The sequence below is a fragment of the Streptomyces sp. NPDC097640 genome (genome assembly GCF_040302705.1).
GTDB lineage: Bacteria > Actinomycetota > Actinomycetes > Streptomycetales > Streptomycetaceae > Streptomyces.
The window spans coordinates 24766-50883 of the sequence record NZ_JBEOSB010000016.1; the positions used below are offsets into that span (position 1 = coordinate 24766).

The window sequence follows — 26118 nt, forward strand, 5'->3', positions numbered from 1 at the left end:
CGGAACCTGCCTAGCCTGGGAAACATGGCTGATTCCCAGACTCAGGACGCCCCCGCCGGGAGCGGCGTCCCCGAGGCGGTCCACCGCAGACGGTGGGCGATCCTGGTCGTGCTGATGCTCAGCGTCCTGGTCGTCGTCCTCGACAACTCCATACTCAACGTGGCGATGAAGACCATCGCCTCGCCCAAGCCGACCGGGCTCGGCGCCGGCCAGAGCGAGCTGGAATGGGCGATCAACTCCTACACGCTCGTCTTCGCCGGGCTGCTGTTCACCGCCGGACTTCTCGGCGACCGGCTGGGCCGTAAGAAGGTGCTGCTCAGCGGCATGGCGGTGTTCGGCATCGGCTCGGTGCTCGCCGCGTTCTCCGGCTCGCCCGGCGAGCTGATCGGCTTCCGCGCGCTGATGGGTCTGGGCGCGGCCCTGGTGATGCCCGCCACCCTCGCGATCCTGGTGAACGTCTTCGAGCGCGACGAGCAGCCCAAGGCCATCGGGATCTGGACCGCCGCGGTCGGCCTCGGCATCGCGATCGGCCCGATCACCGGCGGTGTGCTGCTTGAGCACTTCTGGTGGGGCTCGGTCTTCTTCGTCAATGTGCCCGTCGTCGCCGTCGCGCTGGTCGCGATGGCACTGCTGGTCCCCGACTCCAAGGACCCGGCGCCCGGCCGGCTCGACCCCGGCGGCGTCGTGCTGTCGGTCGTGGGCCTGGTGCTGCTGGTGTACGGCATCATCAAGGGCGGCCAGATCGCCGACTTCACCGACCCGAAGGTGCTGGGCACGATCGGCGGCGGGCTGATCGTCCTCGCGCTGTTCGTGGTGTACGAGAAGCGCAGCGAGCACCCGGCCATCGACATCTCGTACTTCCGCAAGCCCGCCTTCTCGGCCGCCATCACCGCCATCGCCCTGGTCTTCTTCGCCCTGATGGGCGTGACCTTCTTCATGGTCTTCTACACCCAGAGCGTGCGCGGCTACAGTGCGCTGGAGTCCGGCCTGCTGATCCTGCCGCTCGCCGTCGCCCAGCTGATCTTCGCCCCGCGCACCCGGCTGGTCGTCGAGCGGTTCGGGGCCCGCGCGGTGTGCGCGGCCGGCATGCTGATGGTGGCCGCGACCATGGCGGGGTTCCTGCTGCTCGAGGCGGACACCCCGCTGGTGGTGATGGAGGTGCTGTTCTTCGTCCAGGGCGCGGGGATGGCGCACATCATGCCGCCCGTCACGCTGACCGTCATGCAGTCGCTGCCGCGCCAGAAGGCCGGCTCCGGCTCGGCGCTCAACAACACCTTCCGCCAGGTCGGCGGCGCGCTCGGGGTCGCGGTGCTGGGGTCGGTGCTCTCCACCGTCTACCGCGACGGCATCAAGGACACGCTGGCGGGCGTCCCTGGGCTGCCCGACTCCGTACGGCACACGGCGGGGGAGTCCGTCGAGGCCACCCTCGGCCTCGCCGAGCGGCTCGGGCCCAAGGGCCAGGTGCTGATCGGCCCGGCGCACGACGCCTTTATCCACGCCATGCACGTCGCCGCCCTCGGCTCGGCGGCCGTCGCCCTCCTCGGCGCGCTCGTCGTGGTGGCCTTCCTGCCCGGCAAGGACGCCGCCGAAGGCGAGCCCGGCGCCGGGCGGCCGCGGGAGAAGGCGGGAGCCGGGGCGCCGCGATGAGCCCGCCCGCGCCACCGCCCGGGCCCGCGCCCACGCCAGCGTCCGCGCCCGCGTCCGGCTGCTCCGGGGCGCGGCTGCCGGGGCGGCCGCGCAGCGCCGCCGCCGACGCCGCGATCATCGAGGCCGCGCTGCGGCTGATCGAGGAGGGCGCCACGATCGGCGAGCTGTCCATCGAGGGGATCGCGCGCGAGGCGGGCGTCGGCAAGGCCACCCTCTACCGCCGCTGGTCCGGCAAGGACGCGCTGATGATCGATGTGCTGCGCTCCCTGGAGGAGCCGAGCCCGCGGCCGGACGGCGTCTCGGTACGCGACGACCTGGTCACCATCCTGGAGCTCATGCGGCGGCGCGGCCTGGCCAAGCGCAACTCCGCCCTGCTGCGCACCGTCCTGACCCAGATGCACGCCAACCAGAAGCTGTGGCGCACCTATGACGAGCATGTGATAGCGGCCCGGCGCGAGGTGCTGCGGGAGGTGCTGCGGCGCGGGATGGCGAGCGGGGAGATCCGCGACGACCTCGACATCGACCTGCTCGCCGATCTGTTCACCGGCCCGATGCTTGCCCGCGCGATTCTTCAGGAGTGGAAGGCGCTGCCGGAGGGGCTGGCCGAGAGCATCGTCGATACGGTGCTCGAGGGGGTGCGGCCCCGGGCCTGACGCCGGAGGACGGTGGACGGCCGGCCGACGGCCGGTTTGTGCCCGTTGTGTCACAACGGTCCCGACTTCCACGGGGAACCGGAACCCGTACGCTCCCGGCGAACGTCCCCCACTCGGGGGCGCTTGCCCGGGGCGTCGGGTAAGGGCCTGGTCATCGCCTAGGGTCGTAGCCCAGGGCGCGGCAGTTGAGGCAGCGAGGGACGGACAGCGAATGGCGCAGGCGTACACGCAGGAGACGGAACAGCACGGGGGAGACGCTCCTGAGCCGACCGGCTCCCGGGCCCGGCGCCTCCTCGGCCGGCTCCGGCGTGACCGCGGCATCTGGCGGCGGGGGCTGGTGCTGGCGGCGATCGCGGTGCTGCTCACACTGGTCATGATCTTCCACGCCGAGATCCCGAACCGGGTGGGCAACCTCGGCAGCCTGCTCGAGACCTTCCTGCCCTGGCTGGGCCTGCTGATCCCGATCCTGCTGGTGCTCGGTCTGGTACGCCGCTCGGCGAGCGCCGTGCTCTCGCTGGTGCTGCCGGTCGCCGTATGGCTGAACCTCTTCGGCGGGCTCATGTTCTCCGACAAGTCCGGCGGCGGCGGCGATCTGACCGTCGTCACCCACAACGTGAACGCGGACAACCCCGATCCGGGTGAGACCGCGAAGGACGTCGCCGCCTCGGACGCGGACGTGGTGGCCCTGGAGGAGCTCAAGAGCGGCGCGGTGCAGACGTATGTGCGGGCGCTGGAGGGCACTTACCGCTATCACACCATTCAGGGCACGGTCGGGCTGTGGAGCAAGTACCCGCTCTCCGGCACCAAGCCGGTGGACATCAAACTGGGCTGGACGCGGGCGATGCGCACCGTCGTCGACGCCCCGGGCGGCCGGGTCGCGGTGTACGTCGCGCATCTGCCATCCGTACGGGTGAAGTTCAACGCGGGCTTCACCGCCGGGCAGCGCGACGACAGCGCGGACGCGCTGGGCGCGGCCATCGCCAACGAGCCGCAGGACAAGGTGATCCTGCTGGGCGACCTCAACGGCACCATGAACGACCGCTCGCTGGCCCCCGTCACCTCGCAGCTGCGGTCCGCGCAGGGCGCGGCGGGCGACGGGTTCGGCTTCAGCTGGCCCGCGTCCTTCCCGATGGCGCGCATCGACCAGATCATGGTGCGCGGGGTGACACCGGTCTCGGCGTGGACCATGCCGCGGACCGGGAGCGACCATCTGCCGGTGGCGGCCTCGGTCAAGCTCTGAGCGGGGCGCGGGGGCGCGGGGCGCAGGGCAGCGCAGGCGCGGGGCAGCGCCCGAGAGATCTAACGACAAGTTCACCTGGGCGATTCTCGCCGGGAACAAAACGCGTGAGAGACTTTGTTTCGGAAACGAACATACAGTCCCCCTGCCGTTTTCTCCTTCGTTTGAAAGGTCTCTCATGCCCCTGGCCCTGCTCGCACTCGCTGTGAGCGCCTTCGGCATTGGTACTACCGAGTTCGTGATGATGGGCCTGCTGCCCAACGTCGCCGATGACCTGGGCACCTCCGTGCCCACCGCCGGGTACCTCGTCTCCGCCTACGCCATCGGTGTCGTGGTGGGCGCTCCGCTCCTGACCGCCCTCGGCTCCCGCATCCCGCGCAAGCGGATGCTCATCCTTCTCATGGCCCTCTTCACCGTGGGCAACCTCGCCTCCGCCCTGGCCCCCTCCTACGGGCTGCTGGTGGCCGGACGGGTGCTCGCCGGGCTGCCGCACGGCGCGTTCTTCGGCGTCGGCGCGGTGGTCGCGGCCCGGCTGGTGACGGAGGAGCGGCGGGCCCGCGCGGTCGCCACCATGTTCCTCGGCCTCACCGTCGCCAACATCGTCGGCGTGCCCGTGGCCACCCTGCTCGGCCAGCGCCTCGGCTGGCGCGCCACCTTCGTCGTGGTCGCCGCGATCGGCGTCGTCGCGATGGCCGCGCTCGCCCGGCTCGTCCCCCAGATCTCCCTCGACCAGCAGGCCGGCCTCCGCCACGAGCTGGGCGCGCTGCGCGACCGCCAGGTCGTGCTCGGGCTGCTCACCGCGGTCTTCGGCTTCGCCGGCGTCTTCGCCGTCTACAGCTACCTCGCCTCGATGATGACCGAGGTCACCGGCCTGGCCGAGACCTCCGTCACTGTGGTGCTGGCCCTCTTCGGCATCGGCATGACCCTCGGCGCGCTGATCGCAGGCCCGCTCACCGACCGGGCGCTGCGCCCCACGCTCTACGGATCGCTGGCGGCGCTCGCGGCGGTGCTGGTGCTGTTCGACTTCACCGTGCATGTGAAGTGGGCGGCCATGGTCACGGTCGTGGTGCTGGGCGCGGTCGGCTTCATGACCACGACCCCGCTCCAGATGCTGGTCATGAACAAGGCCCGGCACGCCCCGACCCTCGCCTCCGCCTCCAACCACTCCGCCTTCAACCTCGCCAACGCGGGCGGCGCCTGGCTCGGCGGCGTCGCGATCGCGGCCGGCTGGGGCTGGACCTCGCCGACCCTGGTCGGCGCGGCGCTGGCCGTCATCGGCCTGGCCGTCGCGGTCACGGCGGGCGCGCTCGACCGCGAGCCGCGCGGGGTGTCCCGCGTGGTGGCGAGCAGCGAGTCGATGCCCCGCCTCTCCGAGGTGGGCTGACCTCCCCGCCCGCCCCAACCGTCCGCATGAACGCGCTCCCGCTCCTGGCCTCGGCCGGGGGCGGGAGCGCGTCGTCGTGGTGCGCGTGTCCCCGCGCTGCGGCAGCGGCGCCGGACCTCGCCGGCCCTGGTCGGCGCGGCGCCGGCCGTCGTCGGCCTGGCCGTCGCGGTCACGGCGGGCGCCTGGACCGCGAGCCGCGCGGGGTGTCCCGGGTGGTGGCGACCAGCGAGTCGATGCCCCGCCTCTCCGAGGTGGGCTGTTCTCCCCGTCGTACGAAGGGTTCGTGCGGATCGCCCGCAGGAGCGCGTCCCTGCTCCCAGTCGCCGACTTGACTTTCACACTGATGTGAGACCTTAGCTTCGCGGGCATGAGCTCGACGTCTCCCCGCGGGAACCGGCTCGCGCTCGCCGCGCTTGCCGCATGCCTGTTCGTGGTGGTCACGGCCGAGTACGTGGTCGTGGGCCTGCTGCCGCAGCTGTCCGGCGATCTGCGGGTGTCCGTGCCCACCGCCGGGCTGCTGGTGACCGGCTACGCGCTGGCGGTCACCGTCGGCGGCCCTGTGGTGACCGCGCTGACGCTGCGAGCGCCGCGCAAGAGCGCGTTGCTGGGGCTGCTCCTGGTGTTCACGGCGGGCAATCTCGTGGCCGCGAGCGCCGGCGGGTTCGGGCTGCTGATGGCCGCGCGGGTGCTCACCGCGCTGACCCACAGCACCTTCTTCGCGATCACCGTGGTCACCGCCGCGGCGATGGTCCCCGAGGAGCGGCGGGGCCGGGCGGTCGCCTTCGTGTCCACCGGGTTGAACCTGGCCACCGTCCTCGGCGCTCCGCTCGGCACATGGATCGGCAACGCCCATGGCTGGCGGGTGACGTTCTGGGCCCTCGGCGCGGTCAGCGCGCTGGCGTTCGTGGCCGTCGTGCTGCTCGTCCCGGCCATCCGCCCGGACTCGGCGCCCCGGCTCCGCGACGGGCTCGCGGCGCTGCGCGCCCGCCGGGCCGTCGCGCTCCTCGCGGTCACCCTGGTCGCCGAGACCGGACTCTTCGTCGTCTACACCTACATCGCGCCGATACTCGGCGGCGTCGCCGGGTTCGGCGAGGGGGCCGTCACGGTCCTGCTGGCCGTCTTCGGCGGCGGGGCGCTCGTCGGCAACATCGTCGGCGGACGATGGGCCGACCGCCGCCCCCAGGGCGCGCTGCGCCCCCTGATCGGCGCGCTGGCGGCCGGGCTGGCCGCCTTCGCGGTCACCAGCCACTGGGCCGCGACGGCCGCGGTGACGGTGTTCGGCCTCGGCGTGGTCGGCTTCGCGCTGGTGCCGGTGTTGCAGACCCAGGTGGTGGCCGCCGCGTCGGACGCTCCCACGCTGGCCGTCTCCGCGTACACCTCCGTCTTCAACCTCGCCATCGCGGCCGGGTCCTGGCTCGGCGGCCGGGTCCTGGGGAGCAGCGGCCTCGGCCTGACCGCGCTCGCCCCGGTCGGCGCGCTCGTCGTGCTGGCCGGGCTGGGGCTGGCGGCCGACACGGTCTTCACGGGGCGCGGCGGCGGCACCGGGCCTACGCGCCGGACCCGGACCCCGTGAGCGCCCGGACCGGCCTTGCGGCCGGCCGGGAAGAGCAATCGATCAATCCATGGAGGGAACACTCATGACCACCACATCACCCCTGGGACGCATCGTGCGCGGCTCGGGCCCCGGCCTGCTGCTCGCCCACGGCGGCACCGGCGGCATCGACGCGAACTACGGCCCGATCCTGGACGGGCTGGCCGAGCGCTACCGGGTGGTCGGCCCCGACTACCCGGGCTCCGGCCGCACCCCGAGCGCCGAGGGCCCGCTGGACCTCGACCGGCTCGCCGACCAGCTTGTCGCCACCGCGGTCGAGGAGGGGCTCGAGACCTTCGCGATCGCCGGGTACTCGCTCGGCGGCCCGGTCGCCCTGCGGGCCGCCACCCGGCACCCGGAGCGGGTGACCGCGCTGGTGCTGACGGCCACCTTCGCCCACCCGAGCGCGCGGATGCGGCTGCTGGTCGGGGACTGGCTGCGCCACCTCAGGTCGGGCGACGAGGAGGCGACGGCCCGGTGGGGGGTGCTCACCGGCGCCGGGGCGCCCTACGTGGACCGGATGACCGCCGAGCAGCTCGCGGAGGCGGTCGCCGGGTCGCGTGGGCCCGTGCCGCCCGGGGCGGTCGAGCAGGTCGAGCTCGTCGAGAGCGTGGACGTACGCGAGGACCTGGGCCGGGTGCGGGTGCCGACGCTGGTGATCTCCACCGTCCATGACGTGATGGCGACGCCGTACCACCACCGGCAGGTCGCGGACGGGATACCCGGCGCGGAGTTCGCCGAGATCCCGTCCGGCCACCTGCCGTTCCTGGAGGCGCCGGCGGAGTGGCTGCGGCTGATCAGGAAGTTCCTGGACGCGCACGTGGGGGAGTAGCGGAGTAGGGGCATCCGGCGCACGTGATGTTCCCCTCCCCGCGCCTTCCCGCAACTGGGGCTCCGCCCCAGCCCCCAGGGCGGGGGCTGGCAGCGGGCCCGACGTGTGCGGGGCCGGGGGGCCGGGGCGAAGCCCCTGCCGTGCGGCGGGGGCGCGGAACGCCCCACGGCACCCTGGCCGAACCGCCGCGGCTTGGCCGCGCGCGGTGGGGGAGCAGCCCGGCCGAGGCGAACGCCGCTCGGACCCTGCCCCTCCCCGCCCGTTCCCACCACCGGGGCTCCGCCCCAGCCCCTGGGGCGGGGGCCGCGGAACTGCCTACGGCACCCGGCCGACCCGCCTCGGCTTGGCCGCGCGGGGCGCGCCCCTACGCGTGCGGCGGGGGTTGGGGCGGAGCGCCAGGTGGGGGGGGGAGGGGTGGGGAACCCCGCCCGCCGTCAGCCGTGTTCGCGCCAGCGGTTGGTGATGGGCAGGCGGCGGTCCTTGCCGAAGCCCTTGGCGGAGATCTTGGTGCCCGGCGGGTACTGGCGTCGCTTGTACTCGGCGGTGTCCACCAGCCGCAGAATCCGCGTGACCAGCTCGTCGTCGTAGCCCGCCGAGACGATCTCCGCCCGGCCCTGGTCCCGGTCGACGTACAGCTCCAGGATGCGGTCCAGCACGTCGTAGTCGGGGAGGGAGTCGGTGTCGACCTGGCCCGGGCGCAGCTCCGCGCTCGGCGGCTTGGTGATCGAGTTCTCCGGGATGGGCGGCGTCTGGCCGCGCTCTTCCGCGGCCCGGTTGCGCCACTTCGCCAGCTGGAAGATGGAGGTCTTGTAGACGTCCTTGATGGGGCCGTACGCGCCGACCGAGTCCCCGTACAGCGTGGAGTAGCCGCAGGCCAGCTCGGACTTGTTGCCCGGGGCCAGCACGATGTGGCCCTCCTGGTTGGAGATGGCCATCAGCATCGTGCCGCGCAGCCGGGACTGGAGGTTCTCCTCGGCCAGGTCGGTGAGGTGCAGGGACTCCATGTAGGCGTCGAACATCGGCGCGATGGGGACCGTACGGAAGGCCAGCCCCGTGCGCCGGGCGAGCTCGGCGGCGTCGGCGATCGAGTGCTCGGAGGAGTAGCGGGACGGCATGGCGACGCCGTACACGTTCCGCGCGCCGACCGCGTCGCACGCGATGGCCGCGACGAGCGCGGAGTCGATGCCGCCGGAGAGCCCGATCAGCACGCTGCGGAAGCCGTTCTTCGCCACGTACGCGCGCAGGCCGACGACGAGCGCGGTGTAGATCTCCTCGTCGTCGCCGAGCCGCTCGGCCTGGCCGCCGGCCACCGCCGGCTCGTAGGCCGGGAGCGGGTCCGCGGAGAGGGTGACGTGGTCGATGCGCAGCCCGTCGTCCACGACGCCCTGCGGTACGGAGCCGGGGTCGGCGGCGGGCAGGTCGAGGTCGAGCAGCACACAGCCCTCGGCGAACTGCGGGGCGCGGGCGATCACTTCGCCGTCGCGGTCGACGACGATCGAGTCGCCGTCGAAGACCAGCTCGTCCTGGCCGCCGATCATGGCGAGGTACGCGGTGGTGCAGCCCGCCTCCTGGGCGCGCTTGCGGACCAGGTCGAGGCGGGTGTCGTCCTTGTTGCGCTCGTACGGCGAGGCGTTGATCGACACCAGCAGCCCGGCCCCGGCGGAGCGGGCGGCGGGCACCCGGCCGCCGTCCTGCCAGAGGTCCTCGCAGATGGCGAGGGCGACATCGACGCCGTGTACGCGGATGACGGGCAGCGTCTCGCCGGGGACGAAGTAGCGGAACTCGTCGAAGACGCCGTAGTTCGGCAGATGGTGCTTGGCGAAGGTGAGGACCACGTCGCCGCGGTGCAGCACGGCGGCGGCGTTCTGCGGGGCCCCGGCGGGCTGGCCGTACCGTGGCTGGGCCCGATCGCTGCGGTCGAGGTAGCCGACGATCACGGGCAGCTCGCCGAAGCCCTCGGCCGCCAGCCGGGCGGCGAGCGTGCGCAGCGCGGCGCGGGAGGCCTCGACGAAGGAGGAGCGCAGCGCCAGGTCTTCGACGGGGTAGCCGGTCAGCGCCATCTCGGGGAACGCCACCAGGTGGGCGCCCTGCTCGGCGGAGTGCCGGGTCCAGTGGACTATCGACTCGGCGTTGCCGTCGAGGTCGCCGACGGTCGAGTCGATCTGGTTCAGAGCGAGGCGAAGTTGAGGCACGGCGCCCAGTGTAATCGTCTCTTTGACGCGATGGCCCTGAGTGTCTCGTTCATCACGTCGGCCCGGTCTCCGCCGCCCTCTGCGGCCGAGACCGGGCCGAGCCCCCGTCGCGTACGGTTACTTCCGGTAACCCAGGATCGTCATCAGCCCGGACTCCGAGTGGTACACGTTGTGGCAGTGGATCATCCACAGCCCCGGGTTCTCCGCGTCGAAGTCGACGTTCACCTTGTGGTGCGGCAGCAGGATCGTGGTGTCCTTGCGCGGGCCGCCGTCCGGCAGCTGGAAGGTGTGGCCGTGCAGATGCATGGGGTGCCACATGTCGGTGCCGTTGATGAACGACAGCCGGACCCGCTCGCCCTGGCGCACCGGATAGCGCTGCGCCGGGTCGTACGGCTTGCCGTTGATCGCCCAGTCGTATCGCTTCATGGACCCGGTGATCCGCAGCCGGATCGTCCGGTCGGGGTCGCGGGGCCTCAGCCGCACGTCCTCCGCGGCCTTCAGCCGGTCCGCGGTGATCAGCCGGCCGTCCAGCTCCTTGGGGCGTACGGTCGGCCCCGGCGCGGTGGCGGAGTCGCTCGTGCGCAGCAGGGCCTGCGCGGTGTGCCCCTTGCCCTCGGCGAGCGCGGTGAGCGGGAAGACCCCGTCCTCGGCGGTGACCAGCACGTCGTAGCGCTCGGCCATGCCCAGCAGCAGCGTGTCGGCGTCGGTGTGCTCGACGGGGAAGCCGTCGGTGTGGGTGACCGTCATGGTGTGGCCGCCGAGCGCGACGCGGAAGGCGGTGTCGCCGCCCGCGTTGATGATGCGGATGCGGATGCGGTCGCCCGGCTTGGCGCGGAAGGTCCGGGGGTCGTCCGGGGTACGGCCGTTGACCAGGTAGTACGGGTAGTCCACATCGCCCGGGTCGCCCTCCAGCAGCCGGCTCCGGGCGCCCACCAGCCTCCGGGACGGGCCGGAGCGGTCGGGCTCCTGGTGCTCTTCCGGGTCGTCGCCGTGGCCGGCCATGCCGCCGCCGAGCTCCGCCAGCACCGCGTCCGGGGTGCTGCCGTCCACCCCGTCGACCCAGTCGTCGAGGACGACGAGCCACTCCAGGTCGTACTTCAGCGGCTCCCTCGGGTCGTCGACGATCAGTGGCGCGTACAGCCCACGGTCCAGCTGGACGCCGGAGTGCGGATGGAACCAGTACGTGCCCGGGTCCGGCGCCGTGAAGCGGTAGTCGAAGGACGCCCCGGCCTTGATCGGCGGCTGGGTCACCCCCGGGACGCCGTCCATGTCGTTGCGCAGCGCGATGCCGTGCCAGTGCATGGTGGTGGAGTGCGGCAGGTGGTTGGCGAGCCGGACCGCGAGGGTGTCGCCCGCGGTGACCCGGATCGGCCTGCCGGGCAGCTCGTCCCCGTACGCCCAGGTTTTGACCGTACGGCCGCCGAGGTCGAAGGAGGTGGTGGTGGCGGTCAGCCGGATCTCCCGTACGGGCCCCTCCCCGCGCTTGCGCTCGGCGGCGGCGACCTCCTCGCCGTGGGGGGAGACATAGCCCTCGGGGGTGGGGGCGGCCGCCGGGCCGGCGTTGCCGGCCCGCCGCCGGCCCTGTGGGTCATCGGAGGCGGAGGAGGAGAAGGAACAGGAGGCGAGCGGTACCGCGCCCGCGGCGGCGATTCCCGCGCCGAGCAGGGCGCGGCGAGTGTATGCGTGCATGAGTGAGCACCCCAATGCCGATGTATGCGTGTGAGCTGCGTGAAAGCGGGGCTGCGTGGGAGAGGGGTGGCGCGTGCGCCTCGGCCCGGCGCGGGGGCGCGGGGCGGGGGCGGACGCGCTTCTATATGAGCAGCGGCAGCACGGCGCGCAGCGGAGGCGAACTGGGCCCTGAAGGCACTGCCAGGCCGCACGGGACGGCCGTTGCCCTCCGCTGTCCGCGCATCCTGTTCCTCCGGTCGGCCATGGGCTCTACGATCGCTTCGCTGCCGGAGCCTGCCGACCGCGGCCACAGCTTACCCCCAAGGGGTATCGAAACCCCGGTGGCGGGCCCGTGTGCCAGGCGCTCGGAGCCGTCCGGGGCCACATGAAAGTACGATGCACACATCGTGGCGGGGACTAGGGGGAGAGGCGCGAAACCTCTCCGAAACCCTGCCGGGTGATACTGGGGCCCACAGGTGCCCCACGCGTACCCCAAGAGCCGTCTGACCTGCAAGGATAGGGGACCATGGATAAGCAGCAGGAGTTCGTGCTCCGCACCCTCGAAGAGCGCGACATCCGGTTCGTGCGGCTGTGGTTCACCGACGTGCTCGGCTTCCTCAAGTCCGTCGCCGTCGCGCCCGCCGAACTCGAAGGAGCCTTCGACGAAGGCATCGGCTTCGACGGCTCCGCGATCGAGGGCTTCGCCCGGGTCTACGAGTCCGACATGATCGCCAAGCCGGACCCGGGCACCTTCCAGATCCTGCCCTGGCGCGCCGAGGCCCCCGGCACCGCCCGGATGTTCTGCGACATCCTGATGCCGGACGGCTCGCCGTCGTTCGCCGACCCGCGCTTTGTGCTCAAGCGGATCCTGGCCAGGACCTCCGACCTCGGGTTCACCTTCTACACCCACCCCGAGATCGAGTTCTTCCTGCTCAGCAAGAAGCCCGTGGACGGCAGCCGCCCGGAGCCCGCCGACTCCTCCGGCTACTTCGACCACACCCCGCAGAACATCGGCATGGACTTCCGCCGCCAGGCCATCACCATGCTCGAGTCGATGGGCATCTCGGTCGAGTTCTCCCACCACGAGGGCGCCCCCGGCCAGCAGGAGATCGACCTCCGCTACGCCGACGCGCTGTCCACCGCCGACAACATCATGACGTTCCGGCTGGTCATGAAGCAGGTGGCGCTGGAGCAGGGCGTGCAGGCCACCTTCATGCCCAAGCCGTTCTCCGAATACCCCGGCTCCGGAATGCACACCCACCTCTCCCTCTTCGAGGGCGACCGGAACGCGTTCTACGAGTCCGGATCCGAGTTCCAGCTCTCCAAGGTCGGCCGCTCCTTCATCGCGGGCCTGCTGCGCCACGCCGGAGAGATCTCCGCCGTCACCAACCAGTGGGTCAACTCCTACAAGCGCATCTGGGGCGGCTCGCAGCGCACCGCGGGCGCCGGCGGCGAGGCCCCCTCGTACATCTGCTGGGGCCACAACAACCGCTCCGCGCTGGTCCGCGTGCCCCTCTACAAGCCCGGCAAGACCGGCTCCACCCGCGTCGAGGTCCGCTCCCTCGACACCGGCGCCAACCCCTACCTGGCCTACGCCGTGCTGCTCGCGGCGGGCCTCAAGGGCATCGAGGAGGGCTACGAACTCCCGGCCGGCGCCGACGACGACGTGTGGGCGCTGTCCGACGCGGAGCGGCGCTCCCTGGGCATCGAGCCGCTGCCGCAGAACCTGGGCGAGGCCATCTCCCTGATGGAGCGCAGCGAGCTGGTCGCCGAGACGCTCGGCGAGCACGTCTTCGACTTCTTCCTGCGCAACAAGAAGCAGGAGTGGGAGGAGTACCGCTCCGAGGTCACCCCCTTCGAGCTGCGCAAGAACCTGCCGGTGCTGTAGGCGCGGCTCAGCGGATGTGCCCCGGTGGACCGGTGTTCCCGGCCGGCGTCGAAACGGCGCCGGCCGGGAGCTGAAGGTTCACCGATCTTGTCAGGCCGCCGCCCCTGACAGCCACGGCGCCCCGATCCGTCCGGCGCTGATCCCACACGTCACGACATGCCCCGCAGGGCCTAGGCTCGTCATCGGGCCCGCCCTGGTCACCCGGGGCGCGGGACCGTGGGCGGCGGCACTCGAGAGGCACGGGAGGCGGCGGCATGTCCGTACCGCAGGGACGCAGGAGCAGCAACTTCACCCGGCTGCTGCGGCACGGCTTCACCGACCCCTCCGCCGCCCAGCGGGAGCTGGACTCGCCCGAGCTGTCCGGCGTACGGAGTGACCCGGTGTTGCTGGAGGCGCTGGGCGCGACCGCCGACCCCGACCTGGCGCTGCGCGGGCTCGTACGGCTCGTCGAGGCGCTGCCCGCCACCGGGGGTCCCGCCGGGGCTCCCACCGGGGCTCCCGCCGAGGCGGCGGGCGGGGTGGTCGACGGCTCGCGGCAGGCGCTGCTGGACACCCTGGTCACCGCCAAGCCGCTGCGCGACCGGCTGCTCGGGGTGCTCGGCGCGTCCGAGGCGCTGGGCGATCACCTCGCCCGGCACCCGGAGGACTGGCAGGCCCTGGTGATGTACGAGTCGGCGGATCTGCACCCAACCACGCCCGAGTTCGAGCAGGCCCTGGCCGAGGGCATCTGGGGCCCGTCCGGCGCGGGCCGGCCCCGGCCCGACGCGCTGCGCGTCGCCTACCGCCGCGCGCTGCTGGCCATCGCCGCCCGCGATGTGTGCGGCACCACCGATGTGGCCCAGGCGGCCGCCGAGCTGGCCGACCTGGCCACGGCCACGCTGCGCGCCGCGCTGGAGATCGCCGCCGAGGAGCAGCCCGAGGACGCCGCCGCCTGCCGGCTCGCCGTGATCGGCATGGGCAAGTGCGGCGGCCGCGAACTCAACTACGTCTCCGATGTGGACGTCATCTTCGTCGCCGAAGCCGCCGAAGGAGTTGTAGGCGCTGAGGGGATCGAGGAGGGCAAGGCCGTGCAGGCCGCGACCCGGCTCGCCTCCCGGCTGATGCGGATCTGCTCCGAGTCCACCGTCGAGGGCACCATCTGGCCGGTCGACGCCAACCTCCGCCCCGAGGGCCGCAACGGGCCGCTGGTGCGCACTCTGTCCAGCCATATGGCGTACTACCAGCGGTGGGCCAAGACCTGGGAGTTCCAGGCGCTGCTGAAGGCCCGTCCGGTCGCGGGCGACGCCGAGCTCGGCCAGGCGTACGTGGACGCCCTCGCGCCCATGGTGTGGCAGGCCGTCGAGCGCGAGAACTTCGTCCCCGATGTGCAGCAGATGCGCCGCCGCGTCGTCGAGAACATCCCCGTCACCGAGATAGACCGCGAGCTCAAGTTGGGCCCTGGCGGTCTGCGCGATGTCGAATTCGCCGTCCAGATGCTCCAGTTGGTGCACGGGCGGTCCGACGAGAAGCTGCGCAGCGGCACCACGCTCGACGCGCTCGCGGCGTTGGCCGCGGGCGGCTACGTGGGGCGCTCCGACGCCGCCGCGCTGGACGCCGCGTACCGCTTTCTGCGCTCCCTGGAGCACCGCATCCAGCTGTACCGGCTGCGCCGCACCCACCTGGTGCCCGAGGACGAGGCCGATCTGCGGCGCCTGGGCCGCTCGCTGGCCAGGCTCTACGACTGGGACCGCCACACGGAGCCGGTGGCCGCACTCGGCGCGGCCTGGCGACGCCATGCGCGCGAGGTCAGGCGACTGCACGAAAAGCTGTTCTACCGGCCGCTGCTGGACGCGGTCGCCCAACTGGAGCCCGGCGAGACCCGGCTCAGCCCCGAGGCCGCGGGCCAGCGTCTGGAGGCCCTCGGCTATGCCGATCCGGCCGCCGCCCTACGTCATTTGGAGGCATTGGCGTCCGGTGTGACCCGGAAAGCCGCGATTCAGCGTACGCTGCTGCCCGTGCTGCTGGGCTGGTTCGCCGATTCCGCCGATCCGGACGCCGGGCTGTTGGGCTTCCGCAAAGTCTCCGATGCGCTGGGCAAGACGCCCTGGTATCTGCGGCTGCTGCGCGACGAGGGCGCCGCCGCCGAGAATCTGGCGCGGGTGCTGTCCGCGGGGCGGCTCGCCCCCGACCTGCTGTTGCGCGCCCCCGAGGCGGTCGCCCTGCTGGGCGACCCGGAGGGGCTGCGGCCGCGCGGCCGTCCCCACCTGGAGCAGGAGACCCTCGCGGCGGTCGGCCGCGCCGAGGGCGCGGAGGCGGCGGTCGCGGCGGCGCGCGGGGTGCGGCGGCGCGAGCTGTTCCGTACCGCGGCGGCCGACATCATCGAGAGCGCGCGCCTGGCCAACGGCGCCGTACAGCCGTCGGTGAGCCTCCCGCCGCCGGGCGGCGCCGGGGCGGGCACCGGGCCGGCGGGCTCAGGGCCGCTCACCGCGCCCGGCGGCGGCGCCCACCCCGCGCGGCCCGGCGCCCCCGGGATCCCCGGCACCCTCCGGCCCGCCGGGGGGACGAAGCGGGCGACCGCCGCTACGGGAGCTGTCGCCGGTACGGGAGCGACCTCCGGTACGGGAGTGGCCACCGAACCGCCGCCCCTCGACCCGGCGTCGCTGGTCGACCTGGTCGGGGACGCCGTCTCCGACCTCAACGCCGCGACGGTCGCGGGCGCGCTGCGCGCCGCCGTGCGCGAGACCTGGGGCGACGAACTGCCCACCCGCTTCGCGGTCATCGGCATGGGCCGCTTCGGCGGCCACGAGCTGGGCTACGGCTCGGACGCGGACGTGCTGTTCGTCCACGAGCCGCGCGAGGGCGTGGACGAACAGGAAGCCTCGCGCGCCGCGTTCGCCGTGGCCAACGAGATGCGGCGGCTGCTCCAGCTGCCCACGGTCGACCCGCCGCTGGCCATCGACGCCGACCTGCGGCCGGAGGGCAAGTCCGGCCCGCTGGTGCGCACCCTCGGCTCGTACGCCGCCTACTACCGGCGCTGGTCGCTGGTCTGGGAGAGCCAGGCGCTGCTGCGCGCCGAGCCGGTCGCGGGCGACTCCGACCTGGGCGCCCGCTTCATCGAGCTGATCGACCCGCTGCGCTACCCCGCCGAGGGCCTCGGCGACGACGCGGTCCGCGAGATCCGGCGGCTCAAGGCCCGGATGGAGTCCGAGCGCCTGCCGCGCGGCGCCGACCCCACCACCCACACCAAGCTGGGCCGCGGCGGCCTGTCCGACGTCGAGTGGACGGTGCAGCTGCTCCAGATGCGCCACGGCTGGGCCGAGCCGGGCCTGCGCACCACCCGCACCCGCGAGGCGCTGGCCGCCGCCCACGCCGCCGGGCTGATCGGCGCGGAGGACGCGCAGACCCTGGACGAGGCCTGGGTGCTGGCCACCCGCGCCCGCAACGGCATCATGCTGGTCCGCGGCCGCCCCGGCGACACCTTCCCCGGCGACAGCCGCGAACTGGCGGCGGTGTCCCGCTACTTGGGCTACGGCCCCGGGATGGTCGGCCAGATGCTCGACGACTACCGGCGCACCACGCGGCGGGCGCGGGCCGTGGTGGACCGGCTGTTCTACGACTACGAGGGCTGACCGGCCCGGCTCTCAGGCCCGGGCCACCGCCAACTGCTCGGTCTCGGCGGCGCGCTGGTCGTACTCGGTCCGGGCGGCGGCGATCTCGTCCTGGTGGTCCTCGGTCCAGGTGACGAGCGCCTGGATGGTGTCGTGCAGCGTCGCGCCCAGCGGAGTGAGCTGGTAGTCCACGCGCGGCGGGACGACCGGGTGCACCGTACGGCGCACCAGCCCGTCGCGCTCCAGCTGGCGCAGCGTCACGGTCAGCATGCGCTGGCTGATCCCGTCGATCTCGCGGCGCAGCTCGGTGAAGCGCAGGGTGCGGCGGTCCAGCAGGGCGATGACGAGCAGCGACCACTTGTCGGCCACGCGGTCGAGGATCTGGCGGACCTCGCAGCCCTCCCGGGTGTCCCACTGGCGGGCGTGGTCGTCGTCGGTTCCCGTGCAGTGACTCGGTGACTTCAAAGTGCCTTCTTCCATGGTCGTTCAGGGTGCATCAGGATCGAGGCGGTAACAAGAGGGAACTGACAGGCGTCCCGGTAACCGCGCGACGCGTCCCCTCTTCTTTCTCCTTTCCTCTTTCTTCCTGTCCTTCCTGCGTCAAGGAGCTTTGCTGTGTCCGCGTCACCACCGCAGAACACCGTCCTGGAGTCCGGCGCCGCCCGCTTGAGCGGGCGCGCGTGGGGAGTGCTCTTTGTGCTGTGCGGAGCGATCTTCCTGGAGGGCATCGATGTGGCCATGCTCAATGTGGCCCTGCCGTCCATCCGCGCCGACCTGGGGATGTCCACCGGTGAACTCCAGTGGGTGATGAGCGCGTACGTCGTGGGCTACGGCGGGTTCATGCTGCTGGGCGGACGGGCGGCGGACCTCTTCGGCCGCCGGCAGATGTTCCTGTTCTGGCTGACCGTGTTCCTGCTCTTCTCCGGCCTCGGCGGCTTTGCCGACGACGGGGCGACGCTCATCGTCGCCCGCTTTGTGACGGGGGTCGCGGCCGCGTTCATGACCCCGGCCGGGCTGTCCATCATCACGACCAGCTTCGAGGAGGGGCCGCAGCGCGACAGGGCCCTCCTCGTCTACTCCGGCACCGCGGCCGGTGGCTTCTCCGTCGGCCTGGTCGTCGGCGGGCTGCTGGCCTCGGCCGACTGGCGCTGGGTGTTCTTCGCGCCCGTCGTCCTGTCGTTCCTCATCCTGCTCGTCGCGCTGGCGCTCGTCCCCAGGTCCGGGCGGCCCGACCGCACCGGGCAGCGCGTCGACCTGCTCGGGGCGTTCACCGTGACCGGTGCGATCGTGCTCCTCGTCCTCGCCGTCGAACGCGCCGCCCACACCGGCCCGGGCCAGACGCTCTCCACCCTCGCCGCCGGGTTCCTGCTCCTCACCGTCTTCGTGCTGACCGAACGCCGGGCGGCCGTCCCGCTGGTGCGGCTGGGGATCTTCCGCAGCGGCTCCCTGGTACGCGCCAACCTCGCGGCGCTGCTCTTCGCCGGGGGCTTCTTCGGCTTCCAGTTCATCGCCGTGCTGTATCTGCGGGAGCTGCGCGGCTGGTCCACGGTCGAGACCAGCCTCGCGCTCCTGGTGATCGGCATCGACGCCGCGCTCTCACCCACGCTCACCCCCAGGCTCGTCAGCCGCTTCGGCAACGCCCGGGTCATCTTCGGCGGCCTGGTGCTGGCGGCGCTGTCGTACGCCCTGTTCCTGCCGGTCGGCGAGGACTGGACGTACGCGGCGATGTTCCCCAGCCTCATCACCCTCGGCCTGGCCTTCTCGTTGGCGTACGGCCCGCTCACCATCGTCGCGACCGAAGGCGTCCGGGAGGAGGAGCAGGGCCTGGCCGGAGGCCTGCTCTACACCTCCTTCCAGTTCGGCGCCGCCCTCGGCCTGTCCACCGTCACCGCCGTCAACGTCGCCGCCACGGGCGACGGCGGGTCCCCCCAGGCCCTGCTCGACGGCTACCGCGCCGCGCTGCTGGTCCCGCTCGCCGCGGCCGTCCTGGCCGCGCTCATCAGCGCGTTCGGCCTGCGCGCCCGTTCCGGTGAAGGGGCGGCGGCATGACGCTGAAGGTCGGCTCCTTCTCCGATATCGGGCGCGAGTTCTTCCAGTACGTCAGCGACATCGGGTACGCGACCATGATCACCGTCGACAGGAGGAACCGCCCCCGGGCCCGCGTGCTCCTCCCCGTCTGGGAGCTCGTCGACGGCCGCCCCGTCGGCTGGCTGGCCGCCTACAGGACACCGGTGAAGTCGGCCCACTTGGCGAACAATCCGCACACCACCTACTCCTACTGGAGCCCTCGCCAGAACGCCGTGTTCGTCGACAGCGTCTCCACCTGGGTCGAGGACGAGCCCACCAAGCGCCATGCCTGGGAGCTCTACCGCAAGGGCAGCCCGCCCGGCGTCGGCTACGACCCCCGCGGCTACTGGCGCGGCGGGCCGACGGACCCGGAGTACCACGTGCTGCGCATCGAGCCATGGCGGGTGCAGGTGCTGCGCGGCACGGATCTGCGCAGCAAGATGTGGACGGCCGGAGGCGGTGCGTAGAGCCCGCCGGTGCGCCCCCGGCCTCGGGCCGGGGGCGCTTCCGCCGGAAGAGGGGCACAGCACCATCAGCTAGCTGTCACACTGACGGCGGCCGGTGCGCCGCACGATCACGGTGGCGTGCCCGAGGACGCGTACCCGAACCCGAAAGGCAGCACCCCATGCCCCCTTCCGAGACGGCAGCCCTCAGCCCCGCCGCCCTCCTGGCGGCCATGCCCTTCGCGGCACAGCTGGGCATCGAGCTCCACGAGGCCGCCCCCGACCGGGCCGTGGGCAGTCTGCCCTGGTCACCGGAGTCGTGCACCGCGGGCGGAATCCTGCACGGCGGAGCGCTGATGGCGCTGGCCGACTCCGTCGGCGCCGTCTGCGCCTACCTCAACCTCCCGCGGGGCGCCGGAACGTCCACGGTGGAGTCCAAGACCAACTTCCTGCGGGCGGTCGCCTCCGGACGAGTCCACGCCACGGCCCGCCCCCTGCACGTCGGCGGCACCCTCATCGTCGTACAGACCGACCTGCGGGACGACAGGGACCGGCTCGTGGGGCAGACCACCCAGACCCAGATCGTGCTCGCCGCGAAGGGTGGCGCCACGAGCTAGGGCGTCAGCACGATCCGGCCGAACACCTCACCGGCGTCCATCTTCCGGTGCGCCAGAACGGCTTGCTCAAGCGGCAGCAACTCGTGCACCACCGTGGGCAGTTCGCGGCGGCTCGCGGCGGCGAGCTGCCCGGCCCGTACGGCACGCAGATCGGGTGCGGCCACGGTGGCCGTGCTGAAGACGGCGAACGACAACGACTTCTGGAACGCCGCCATCATCTTCGCGCCGAAGTCCGCCGGCGGCAGGCCCGCGACCGCGCCGACGGCCACCATGCGGCCGTTCGGGTTGAGCCTGTCGAAGAACGAAGACATGTCCGCTCCGGCGACGATGTCGATGATGACGTCGTAGCCCTCCGGGGCGTCCTCGCCTCCCTCGCCGGAGCGGTCCAGCACATGGGTCGCGCCGAACTCGCGCAGGCGGTCACCGCGCTCGGCCGACGACGTCGTGACCGCCACCGCACCGGCACCGCCACGAGCCGCGAGCTGGACCGTCATGATCCCGATGCTGCCGGCCGCGCCGCGCACCAGCACCGACTCGCCGGGAGCGAAGCGGGCATGGGCAAGACCGAAGTGCGCGACCGGCCCGGAACTCCCGAGCGTCACCGCCTCGGCAGCGGACAGATCCTCGGGGAGGGGAAGAACCTCCTCGACCGATGCTGTGGCCTGCTCGACGTAACCGCCGCCCATGCCGGTGAAGGCCCACACGCGCCGCCCGATCCATGACGCATCGACGCCGTCACCGACCGCGGTGACCGTGCCCGCCAGCTCGCTGCCGGGGATATGGCCGTGCCTGAAGCCGTAGTCGGTGAGACCGCCCTTTCGGATCAGGGTGTCGGCGCCGCCGACGCCGATCGCCTCCGCGGCGACCAGCACCTGGCCGGCGGAGGGAGCCGGGGCGGGCACGTCGACGACTTCCAGGCCTTCGGGACCTCCGAACCTCTGGATCGCTACCGCCTTCATGCCGTCTCCTCGCTCCGGGATCGATCGGGACAGGTCCGGGTGTCGAGCCCCGGCCACGACGGACGCTAACGGACGCCACCGTCCGTTTAGGTAAAGTGAGAGCGATGACGGACCGTTTGCCTCAGCCTCTGCGTTCCGACGCCCTCGAGAACCGCGAACGCATCCTCGACGCGGCCCGCGCCCTGTTCGCCGCCGAGGGCCTGAACGTGCCGATGCGGGAGGTCGCCCGGCACGCCGGGATCGGCCCCGCCACCCTGTACCGCCGCTTCCCGACCAAGCAGACCCTGGTCACCGAGGCCTTCGCGGCAGAGACGCGCGCCTGCCACGCCATCGTCGACGAGGCGCTCGCCGACCCGGATCCGTGGCAGGGCTTCTGCTTCATGATCGAGAAGACCTGTGAGCTGCACGCGCGCAACCGAGGCTTCACCGAAGCCTTCCTGGAGGCTTTCCCCGATCCGACGGATGCCGTCATGGACCGGGCGCACGTGCTGCGCTCGATCGCCGCACTGGCCGACCGTGCCAAGGACGCCGGGCGCCTGCGCGCCGACTTCGTCCTCGACGACCTGTTCGTCATGCTGATGGCCAACAGAGGCATTCGCGCCGCATCGACGACCGCTCAGGTCGCGGCGTCCCGGCGCTTCGCCGCGTTCATGATCCAGGCATTCCAGGCGTCCCCGGAACGCTCGCCGCTACCGCCGGCGGCCCGGTTGGCCCCCGCCGCACCGACTACTTGAGCAGCCGGAAGCCGGACTACCTTGAGCTCATCATTCGTACGACTCGATAAGACGAGGGGTGTCAGGGTGGAGCAGCGGTTGACCATCGCGGTGGCGCAGCCGCGCTGCGTGGCCCACGACGTGAGGGCCAACGCGGCGGCGCATGCGGAGGCCGTGCGGGCGGCGGGCGCGCGGGTGGTGGTGTTCCCCGAGATGTCGCTGACGGGGTACGAGCTGGACGCGGTGCCGGTCGCGCCGGACGACGAACGGCTGGCTCCGATCGTCGCCGCGTGCGCCGAGGCCGGGACGGTCGCCCTGGTCGGCGCTCCCGTGCCCGGTCCGTGCATCGGCATGCTGGCGGTGGACGGGGAAGGGGCGAGGGCCGTCTACGGGAAGGTCTATCTGCACGGGAGCGAGGCCGCCCACTTCGTGCCCGGCGAGCCCGCCGTGATCGAGGTGGACGGCTGGCGGCTGGGGCTCGCGATCTGCCGTGACACCGGCATTCCCGAGCACGCCGCGCGGACCGCCGCGCTGGGCATCGACGGCTACGTGGCGGGGGTCGTCCACGCCGATCGCGAGGCCGGTCTCCACGGCGAGCGCGCCCGCCGGGTCGCCGCCGACCACGGCGTGTGGGTCGCCACGGCCGCCTTCGCGGGGCCGACCGGCGGTGGCTTCGACCGTACGTCCGGCCGCTCGGGCATCTGGTCCTCCGGCGGGGAGCTGATCGCCGAGGCGGGTGCCGCCCCCGACGATGTCGCTCGGGCCGTGTTCGACGGTCGTCCTCAGTCGGCTGAGCGCAGGTAGTTGTAGACCGTCGCCCGGGAGACCCCCAGCAGCTCCGTCACCACCTGCACGGAGTGCTTGACCTGGAGGAAGCCGCGCGTCTTGAGGGAGCGTACGAGTTCTTTCTTCGCGGCGGAGCCCAGGCTGCGCGGGGTGTGGCCGCGGGCCGCGGCGAACTCCTCGATGACGGTGCGGAGTTCGTCCGCGGTGCGGGCGCGCAGGGTTTCGGTGAGGGGCTGTTCCTGGTCGTCGGTCCTGACCAGGTTGTTGAGGCTGCGGGCGACGCTGGCGAACAGCGAGACGTCGAGGTTGAGGCAGATGGCGGCGATGTATTCGCCCGCGCTGTTCTTGATGCCGATCGAGGTGCTCTTGGCCGGGCGGCCGTCGGGGAAGCGGTTGGGGTAGTTCTGGACGATGTCGGGGAAGCCGGGGTCCTGGATGCGGGCGATGCCGAGCTCGGTGGCGGGGTCGCCGACGGAGCGGCCGGAGAGGTTGCTCTCTATGGCCCGGATGGCGCGTTCGGGGTCGCGAAGGTCGTGCAGGACGACCTCGCACAGGCCCGGGAACATCCGGCCGATGGCGACGACGATCTTCTCGGCCTCGCGCAGGAGCAGGTCGTCCTCGGTGGTCATGGTGTGTCTCCCTGGTCGGCGAAGAGCCCGCCCATCGTGGTCGCCGCCTTGAGCCCCGAGCCCGTCAGCAGCACGACGGTCGTCTCGCCCGGGCGGATCGCGCCCCGGGCGCGGAAGACGTCGATCGCGGCGGCCGCGGTCGCGCTGGTGGGCTCCGCGTACAGGCCCATGGCGGCCAGGCGGCGGACCGCGGTGGCGATGTCGTCCTCCGGGATGGCGGCCATGTCGCCCTCGGAGCGGCGGACGGCCTGGACGACCTCCGGCAGCCGGATCGGCTCGCGGATGGCCGTGCCCTCGGCGACGGTGGGCGCGAAGGGGACGGGGACCTGTTGGTGGAACGCCGCGTGGATGGGGGCGCAGTTGGCGGGCTGGGCGACCAGCAGCCGGGGGCGGCGCCGGATCTGGCCGGAGGCCAGCAGCTCGGAGAAGCCGATGTCGCAGCCCAGGACGGTGGAGCCGGCGCCGGCCACGGTGATCACGTTGTCCGGGGCGGCGAAGCCCAGGTCCTCCCACAGCTCGTAGGCGAGGGTCTTGGTGCCCTGGAGGAAGAACGGGTGCCAGTTGTGGCTCGCGTAGTACGTACGCTCCGAACGGCGCAGTGCCTCCGCGGCGGTGGCGTCCCGGTCGCCCGGGACGAGCTCCACGCGCGCCCCGTACGCGCGGCTCTGGAGCACCTTGGCGGGGGAGGTGGACTTGGGGGCGAGGATCGTGGCCCGGATGCCGGCCGCCGCGCAGTACGCCGCGACCGAGGCCCCGCCGTTGCCCGAGCTGTCCTCGAGGACCTCCGGCACGCCGCGCTGCGCCAGCAGGGAGATCATCACGCTGGTGCCGCGGTCCTTGAAGCTGCCGGTGGGGCTGAACCACTCCAGCTTGAAGCGGACCGGGACCTCGCCCCAGGCCTTCTCGACCAGGGGGGTGCAGCCCTCGCCGAGCGAGACCGGGGCGGCGATGTCCACGGGCAGGGCCGCGCGGTAGCGCCACAGCGAACGGGTGCCGGTGTCCACGTCCTCGCGGGTGATGCCGGGCAGGGGGGAGACGGTCAGCGGGGCGCCGTCGTCGCCGCACCAGCGCGGGTCGGTGAGCGGGTAGCGGGTGCCGGACCGCTCGTCCAGGTACTGGGGGTGGTCGGGAGAGTGAGGTTCAGGATGCACTTTAGATAGTCTGTTTACTTGTAGAAGATTGGTCAAGGATGGTGGGGTGGGAATCAGGCGGGGCTCGCGTACAGCCGCTCCAGGACCGCCGCCACCCCGTCCTCGTCGTGGTCCGGCGCCACCTCGTCCGCCACCGCTATCAGGTCCGGGTGCGCATTGCCCATCGCGACCCCGTACTCGGCCCAGTTCAGCATCGGTATGTCGTTCGGCATATCGCCGAAGGCGATCGTGTCCGCGGGCGAGAAGCCCAAGCGCTCCGCCGCCCGCCCCAGCCCCAGGGCCTTGTCCACCCCCGCCGGCAACACCTCGATCATGCCCTTCTCGGAGTGCGTCACCGACACCTCGTCCCCGCCCGCCAGCGCCGCGGCCGCAGCGACCCGGCCGTCGGGCAGCCCGCGGTGGCGCATCAGCACCTTCTCGATCGGCTGCGCCCACAACTCGTCCCGGCTGCCGACGAGCCCCCAGTCGGGGCGCATCCGGTCGGTGAAGCGCGGCGTGATCACAAAGCGGTTCTCGGGCGCGGCGGTGACCACCGCCAGCTCCAGCGGACGCCCGCCCAGCTCCTCCTCGGTGCGCTTGACCACTGCTCGCGCCAGGTCCAGGTCGAGCGACGCGGAGGCCAGCAGCCGGTCCGCCGAGGCGTCGTACAGCTGCGCGCCCTGACCGCACACCGCGAGCCCCTGGTAGCCGATGGCGACCAGGAACTCCCGGCAGGAGGTGGCGGGCCGCCCGGTGACGACCAGATGGGTCGCCCCGGCGCCACCCGCGAGGGCGAGGGCCGCGCGGGTGCGGGGCGAGACGGTCAGATCGGTGCGCAGCAGCGTGCCGTCGAGGTCGGTGGCCACCAGCCGGAAGCGCGGGCCGGCGGAGCCGGAGCGGGGGCGCGGGAGGCGGATCCCGGTGGCGGCGGGTGCTGAAGGTCTTGCGGATGCGGATGATGCCGGTGTGGCGTCGGCGGTGTGCACGTGCCGGTGTCCCTTTCGTCTCCTCGGGGCGCGGCGGTATGCGCGGATACGCGCGCGATGGCGCGCGCGAACGTGGCCCGTCGTCATCGCGGGACGGCCGAGCCGGTGATCGAGCCCCTGAATGCTGAGCCAGAATGGCGGCTCGGGCGGGTGCGATCAAGCGGCCTTGACAGCCGGGCTCACGCCGTCTTCAGCCCCCCGGCTTTCACCTGCCTCGGCAGCCGGTAGGAGAGCCTGCCGTACCAGAGCCCCGACAGGGTGAAGCCGAACGACAGGCAGATGACGCCGCCGACGGCATCGAGCCAGAAGTGGTTGGCCGTCGCCACGATCACCACCAGCGTGGCCGTCGGGTACAGCAGTCCCAGCGCCTTCGCCCACACCGGGCGGGCCAGCGTGGCGATGGTGACGCCGCACCACAGCGACCAGCCGATGTGCATGGACGGCATCGCCGCGTACTGGTTGGACATGTTGGCCAGATTCCCGGAGGCCATCGACCCCCAGGTGTGGTGCGCCACGACGGTGTCGATGAAGTGGCCCCCGGCCATCAGCCGGGGCGGGGCCAGCGGGAAGAGGTAATAGCCGAGCAGGGCGACGCCGGTGGTCGCGAGGAGCACCAGCCGGGTGGCGGCATAGCGGCCCGGGTGCCAGTGGTAGAGCCACACCAGCACGCCGAGGGTCACGATGAAGTGCAGTGTGGCGTAGTAGTAGTTCATTCCTACGATCAGCCAGCTGACCGAGTCGATCGCGTGGTTGACGCCGTGTTCGAAGGCCAGGCCGAGCCGGTGCTCCCAGTCATAGACCGAGTCGGCGTTGCGCATCGCCTCGCGCCTCTGCTCCGGGACGGCGTTGCGGATCAGGGAGTACGTCCAGTAGCTGACGGCGACCAGGAGGATCTCGAACCAGAGGCGGGGTCTGCGAGGGGTGCGCAGCCGGTCCATGCGGGTATGGACCGGCCCCGGGCGTACGCCGCTTCCGGCGTTGCTCCCCTCGATGGGCGACGGAGTGGCCGTCCGGCCTGCCAGAGTCCTCACAGTCGCTTCACCCATAGGGCAACAGTCTGCCAGAAGCGACCTCATGGGATACCGCCCTCGTGGCCGGTATTGACGCCT

The 26118-nt window shown here is 72.4% G+C and carries 21 protein-coding genes; 13 read left to right on the forward strand and 8 right to left on the reverse strand.

The window, feature by feature from the left end:
- Nucleotides 1–24: 24 nt before the first annotated feature.
- From ABTY62_RS24755 to ABTY62_RS24780, 6 genes are all read left to right on the forward strand, one after another.
- On the forward strand, nt 25–1647 hold the full coding sequence (locus tag ABTY62_RS24755) for an MFS transporter (protein ID WP_352131624.1): 1623 nt from the start codon (nt 25–27) through the stop codon (nt 1645–1647).
- Nucleotides 1644–2300, forward strand: coding sequence for a TetR/AcrR family transcriptional regulator (locus ABTY62_RS24760; protein WP_352131625.1), 657 nt, complete (start codon nt 1644–1646; stop codon nt 2298–2300). Before ABTY62_RS24755 ends, ABTY62_RS24760 begins: the two co-directional genes overlap by 4 nt.
- Nucleotides 2301–2511: 211 nt before the next feature.
- Nucleotides 2512–3540 carry an endonuclease/exonuclease/phosphatase family protein gene (locus ABTY62_RS24765; protein WP_352131626.1) on the forward strand — a complete coding sequence of 343 codons (1029 nt, stop codon included), beginning with the start codon at nt 2512–2514 and terminating at the stop codon, nt 3538–3540.
- A 175-nt stretch (nt 3541–3715) separates the two neighbouring features.
- Nucleotides 3716–4921 carry an MFS transporter gene (locus ABTY62_RS24770; RefSeq protein ID WP_352131627.1) on the forward strand — a complete coding sequence of 402 codons (1206 nt, stop codon included), beginning with the start codon at nt 3716–3718 and terminating at the stop codon, nt 4919–4921.
- A 367-nt stretch (nt 4922–5288) separates the two neighbouring features.
- A complete protein-coding gene (locus tag ABTY62_RS24775) occupies nt 5289–6494 on the forward strand; it encodes an MFS transporter (protein WP_352131628.1) in 1206 nt (401 codons plus the stop codon).
- Nucleotides 6495–6558: 64 nt separating this feature from the next.
- Nucleotides 6559–7344 carry an alpha/beta fold hydrolase gene (locus ABTY62_RS24780; RefSeq protein ID WP_352131629.1) on the forward strand — a complete coding sequence of 262 codons (786 nt, stop codon included), beginning with the start codon at nt 6559–6561 and terminating at the stop codon, nt 7342–7344.
- A 434-nt stretch (nt 7345–7778) separates the two neighbouring features.
- Here ABTY62_RS24780 and ABTY62_RS24785 read toward each other — a convergent pair whose 3' ends face one another.
- On the reverse strand, nt 7779–9536 hold the full coding sequence (locus tag ABTY62_RS24785; RefSeq protein ID WP_352131630.1) for an NAD+ synthase: 1758 nt from the start codon (nt 9534–9536) through the stop codon (nt 7779–7781).
- Nucleotides 9537–9653: 117 nt separating this feature from the next.
- Nucleotides 9654–11225 (reverse strand): multicopper oxidase family protein, encoded by a 1572-nt coding sequence (locus ABTY62_RS24790; RefSeq protein ID WP_352131631.1) that lies wholly within the window; start codon nt 11223–11225, stop codon nt 9654–9656.
- A gap of 505 nt (nt 11226–11730) precedes the next feature.
- Between ABTY62_RS24790 and glnA2 the strand changes: the two genes are divergently transcribed.
- On the forward strand, nt 11731–13092 hold the full coding sequence (gene glnA2, locus ABTY62_RS24795) for a gamma-glutamylpolyamine synthetase GlnA2 (protein WP_311730051.1): 1362 nt from the start codon (nt 11731–11733) through the stop codon (nt 13090–13092).
- Between the two features lie 254 nt (nt 13093–13346).
- Nucleotides 13347–16700 carry a bifunctional [glutamine synthetase] adenylyltransferase/[glutamine synthetase]-adenylyl-L-tyrosine phosphorylase gene (locus tag ABTY62_RS24800; protein WP_352131632.1) on the forward strand — a complete coding sequence of 1118 codons (3354 nt, stop codon included), beginning with the start codon at nt 13347–13349 and terminating at the stop codon, nt 16698–16700.
- A 12-nt stretch (nt 16701–16712) separates the two neighbouring features.
- On the opposite strand, the gene ABTY62_RS24805 is transcribed toward ABTY62_RS24800, so the two are convergent.
- Nucleotides 16713–17159: a winged helix-turn-helix transcriptional regulator gene (locus tag ABTY62_RS24805; RefSeq protein ID WP_352131633.1), complete on the reverse strand. Its 447-nt coding sequence runs from the start codon at nt 17157–17159 to the stop codon at nt 16713–16715.
- 186 nt (nt 17160–17345) lie between these two features.
- Between ABTY62_RS24805 and ABTY62_RS24810 the strand changes: the two genes are divergently transcribed.
- From ABTY62_RS24810 to ABTY62_RS24820, 3 genes are all read left to right on the forward strand, one after another.
- A complete protein-coding gene (locus ABTY62_RS24810; RefSeq protein WP_352131777.1) occupies nt 17346–18728 on the forward strand; it encodes an MFS transporter in 1383 nt (460 codons plus the stop codon).
- Complete coding sequence (locus tag ABTY62_RS24815) at nt 18725–19213, forward strand: pyridoxamine 5'-phosphate oxidase family protein (protein ID WP_352131634.1); 489 nt, start codon at nt 18725–18727, stop codon at nt 19211–19213. Before ABTY62_RS24810 ends, ABTY62_RS24815 begins: the two co-directional genes overlap by 4 nt.
- Before the next feature lie 158 nt (nt 19214–19371).
- The gene (locus tag ABTY62_RS24820; protein ID WP_352131635.1) at nt 19372–19806 is read left to right on the forward strand and encodes a PaaI family thioesterase; all 435 of its coding nucleotides are present in this window, start codon (nt 19372–19374) and stop codon (nt 19804–19806) included.
- Here the strand turns inward: ABTY62_RS24820 and ABTY62_RS24825 are convergent.
- The gene (locus tag ABTY62_RS24825; protein ID WP_352131636.1) at nt 19803–20765 is read right to left on the reverse strand and encodes a zinc-dependent alcohol dehydrogenase family protein; all 963 of its coding nucleotides are present in this window, start codon (nt 20763–20765) and stop codon (nt 19803–19805) included. The genes ABTY62_RS24820 and ABTY62_RS24825 overlap by 4 nt on opposite strands.
- A 104-nt stretch (nt 20766–20869) precedes the next feature.
- Between ABTY62_RS24825 and ABTY62_RS24830 the strand changes: the two genes are divergently transcribed.
- On the forward strand, nt 20870–21499 hold the full coding sequence (locus tag ABTY62_RS24830; protein ID WP_352131637.1) for a TetR/AcrR family transcriptional regulator: 630 nt from the start codon (nt 20870–20872) through the stop codon (nt 21497–21499).
- A 66-nt stretch (nt 21500–21565) separates the two neighbouring features.
- Complete coding sequence (locus ABTY62_RS24835; RefSeq protein WP_352131638.1) at nt 21566–22282, forward strand: carbon-nitrogen hydrolase family protein; 717 nt, start codon at nt 21566–21568, stop codon at nt 22280–22282.
- Here the strand turns inward: ABTY62_RS24835 and ABTY62_RS24840 are convergent.
- The 4 genes from ABTY62_RS24840 to ABTY62_RS24855 form a co-directional block, all read right to left on the reverse strand.
- The gene (locus tag ABTY62_RS24840; protein WP_352131639.1) at nt 22261–22893 is read right to left on the reverse strand and encodes a helix-turn-helix transcriptional regulator; all 633 of its coding nucleotides are present in this window, start codon (nt 22891–22893) and stop codon (nt 22261–22263) included. The two genes, ABTY62_RS24835 and ABTY62_RS24840, sit on opposite strands and share 22 nt — an antisense overlap.
- Nucleotides 22890–24005 carry a threonine synthase gene (locus ABTY62_RS24845; protein ID WP_352131778.1) on the reverse strand — a complete coding sequence of 372 codons (1116 nt, stop codon included), beginning with the start codon at nt 24003–24005 and terminating at the stop codon, nt 22890–22892. The genes ABTY62_RS24840 and ABTY62_RS24845 overlap by 4 nt, the downstream gene beginning before the upstream one ends.
- Nucleotides 24006–24097: 92 nt before the next feature.
- Nucleotides 24098–24889, reverse strand: coding sequence for an HAD family hydrolase (locus ABTY62_RS24850; protein ID WP_352131640.1), 792 nt, complete (start codon nt 24887–24889; stop codon nt 24098–24100).
- 299 nt (nt 24890–25188) lie between these two features.
- Complete coding sequence (locus ABTY62_RS24855; RefSeq protein ID WP_352131641.1) at nt 25189–26055, reverse strand: phosphatase PAP2 family protein; 867 nt, start codon at nt 26053–26055, stop codon at nt 25189–25191.
- Between the last annotated feature and the right edge of the window lie 63 nt (nt 26056–26118).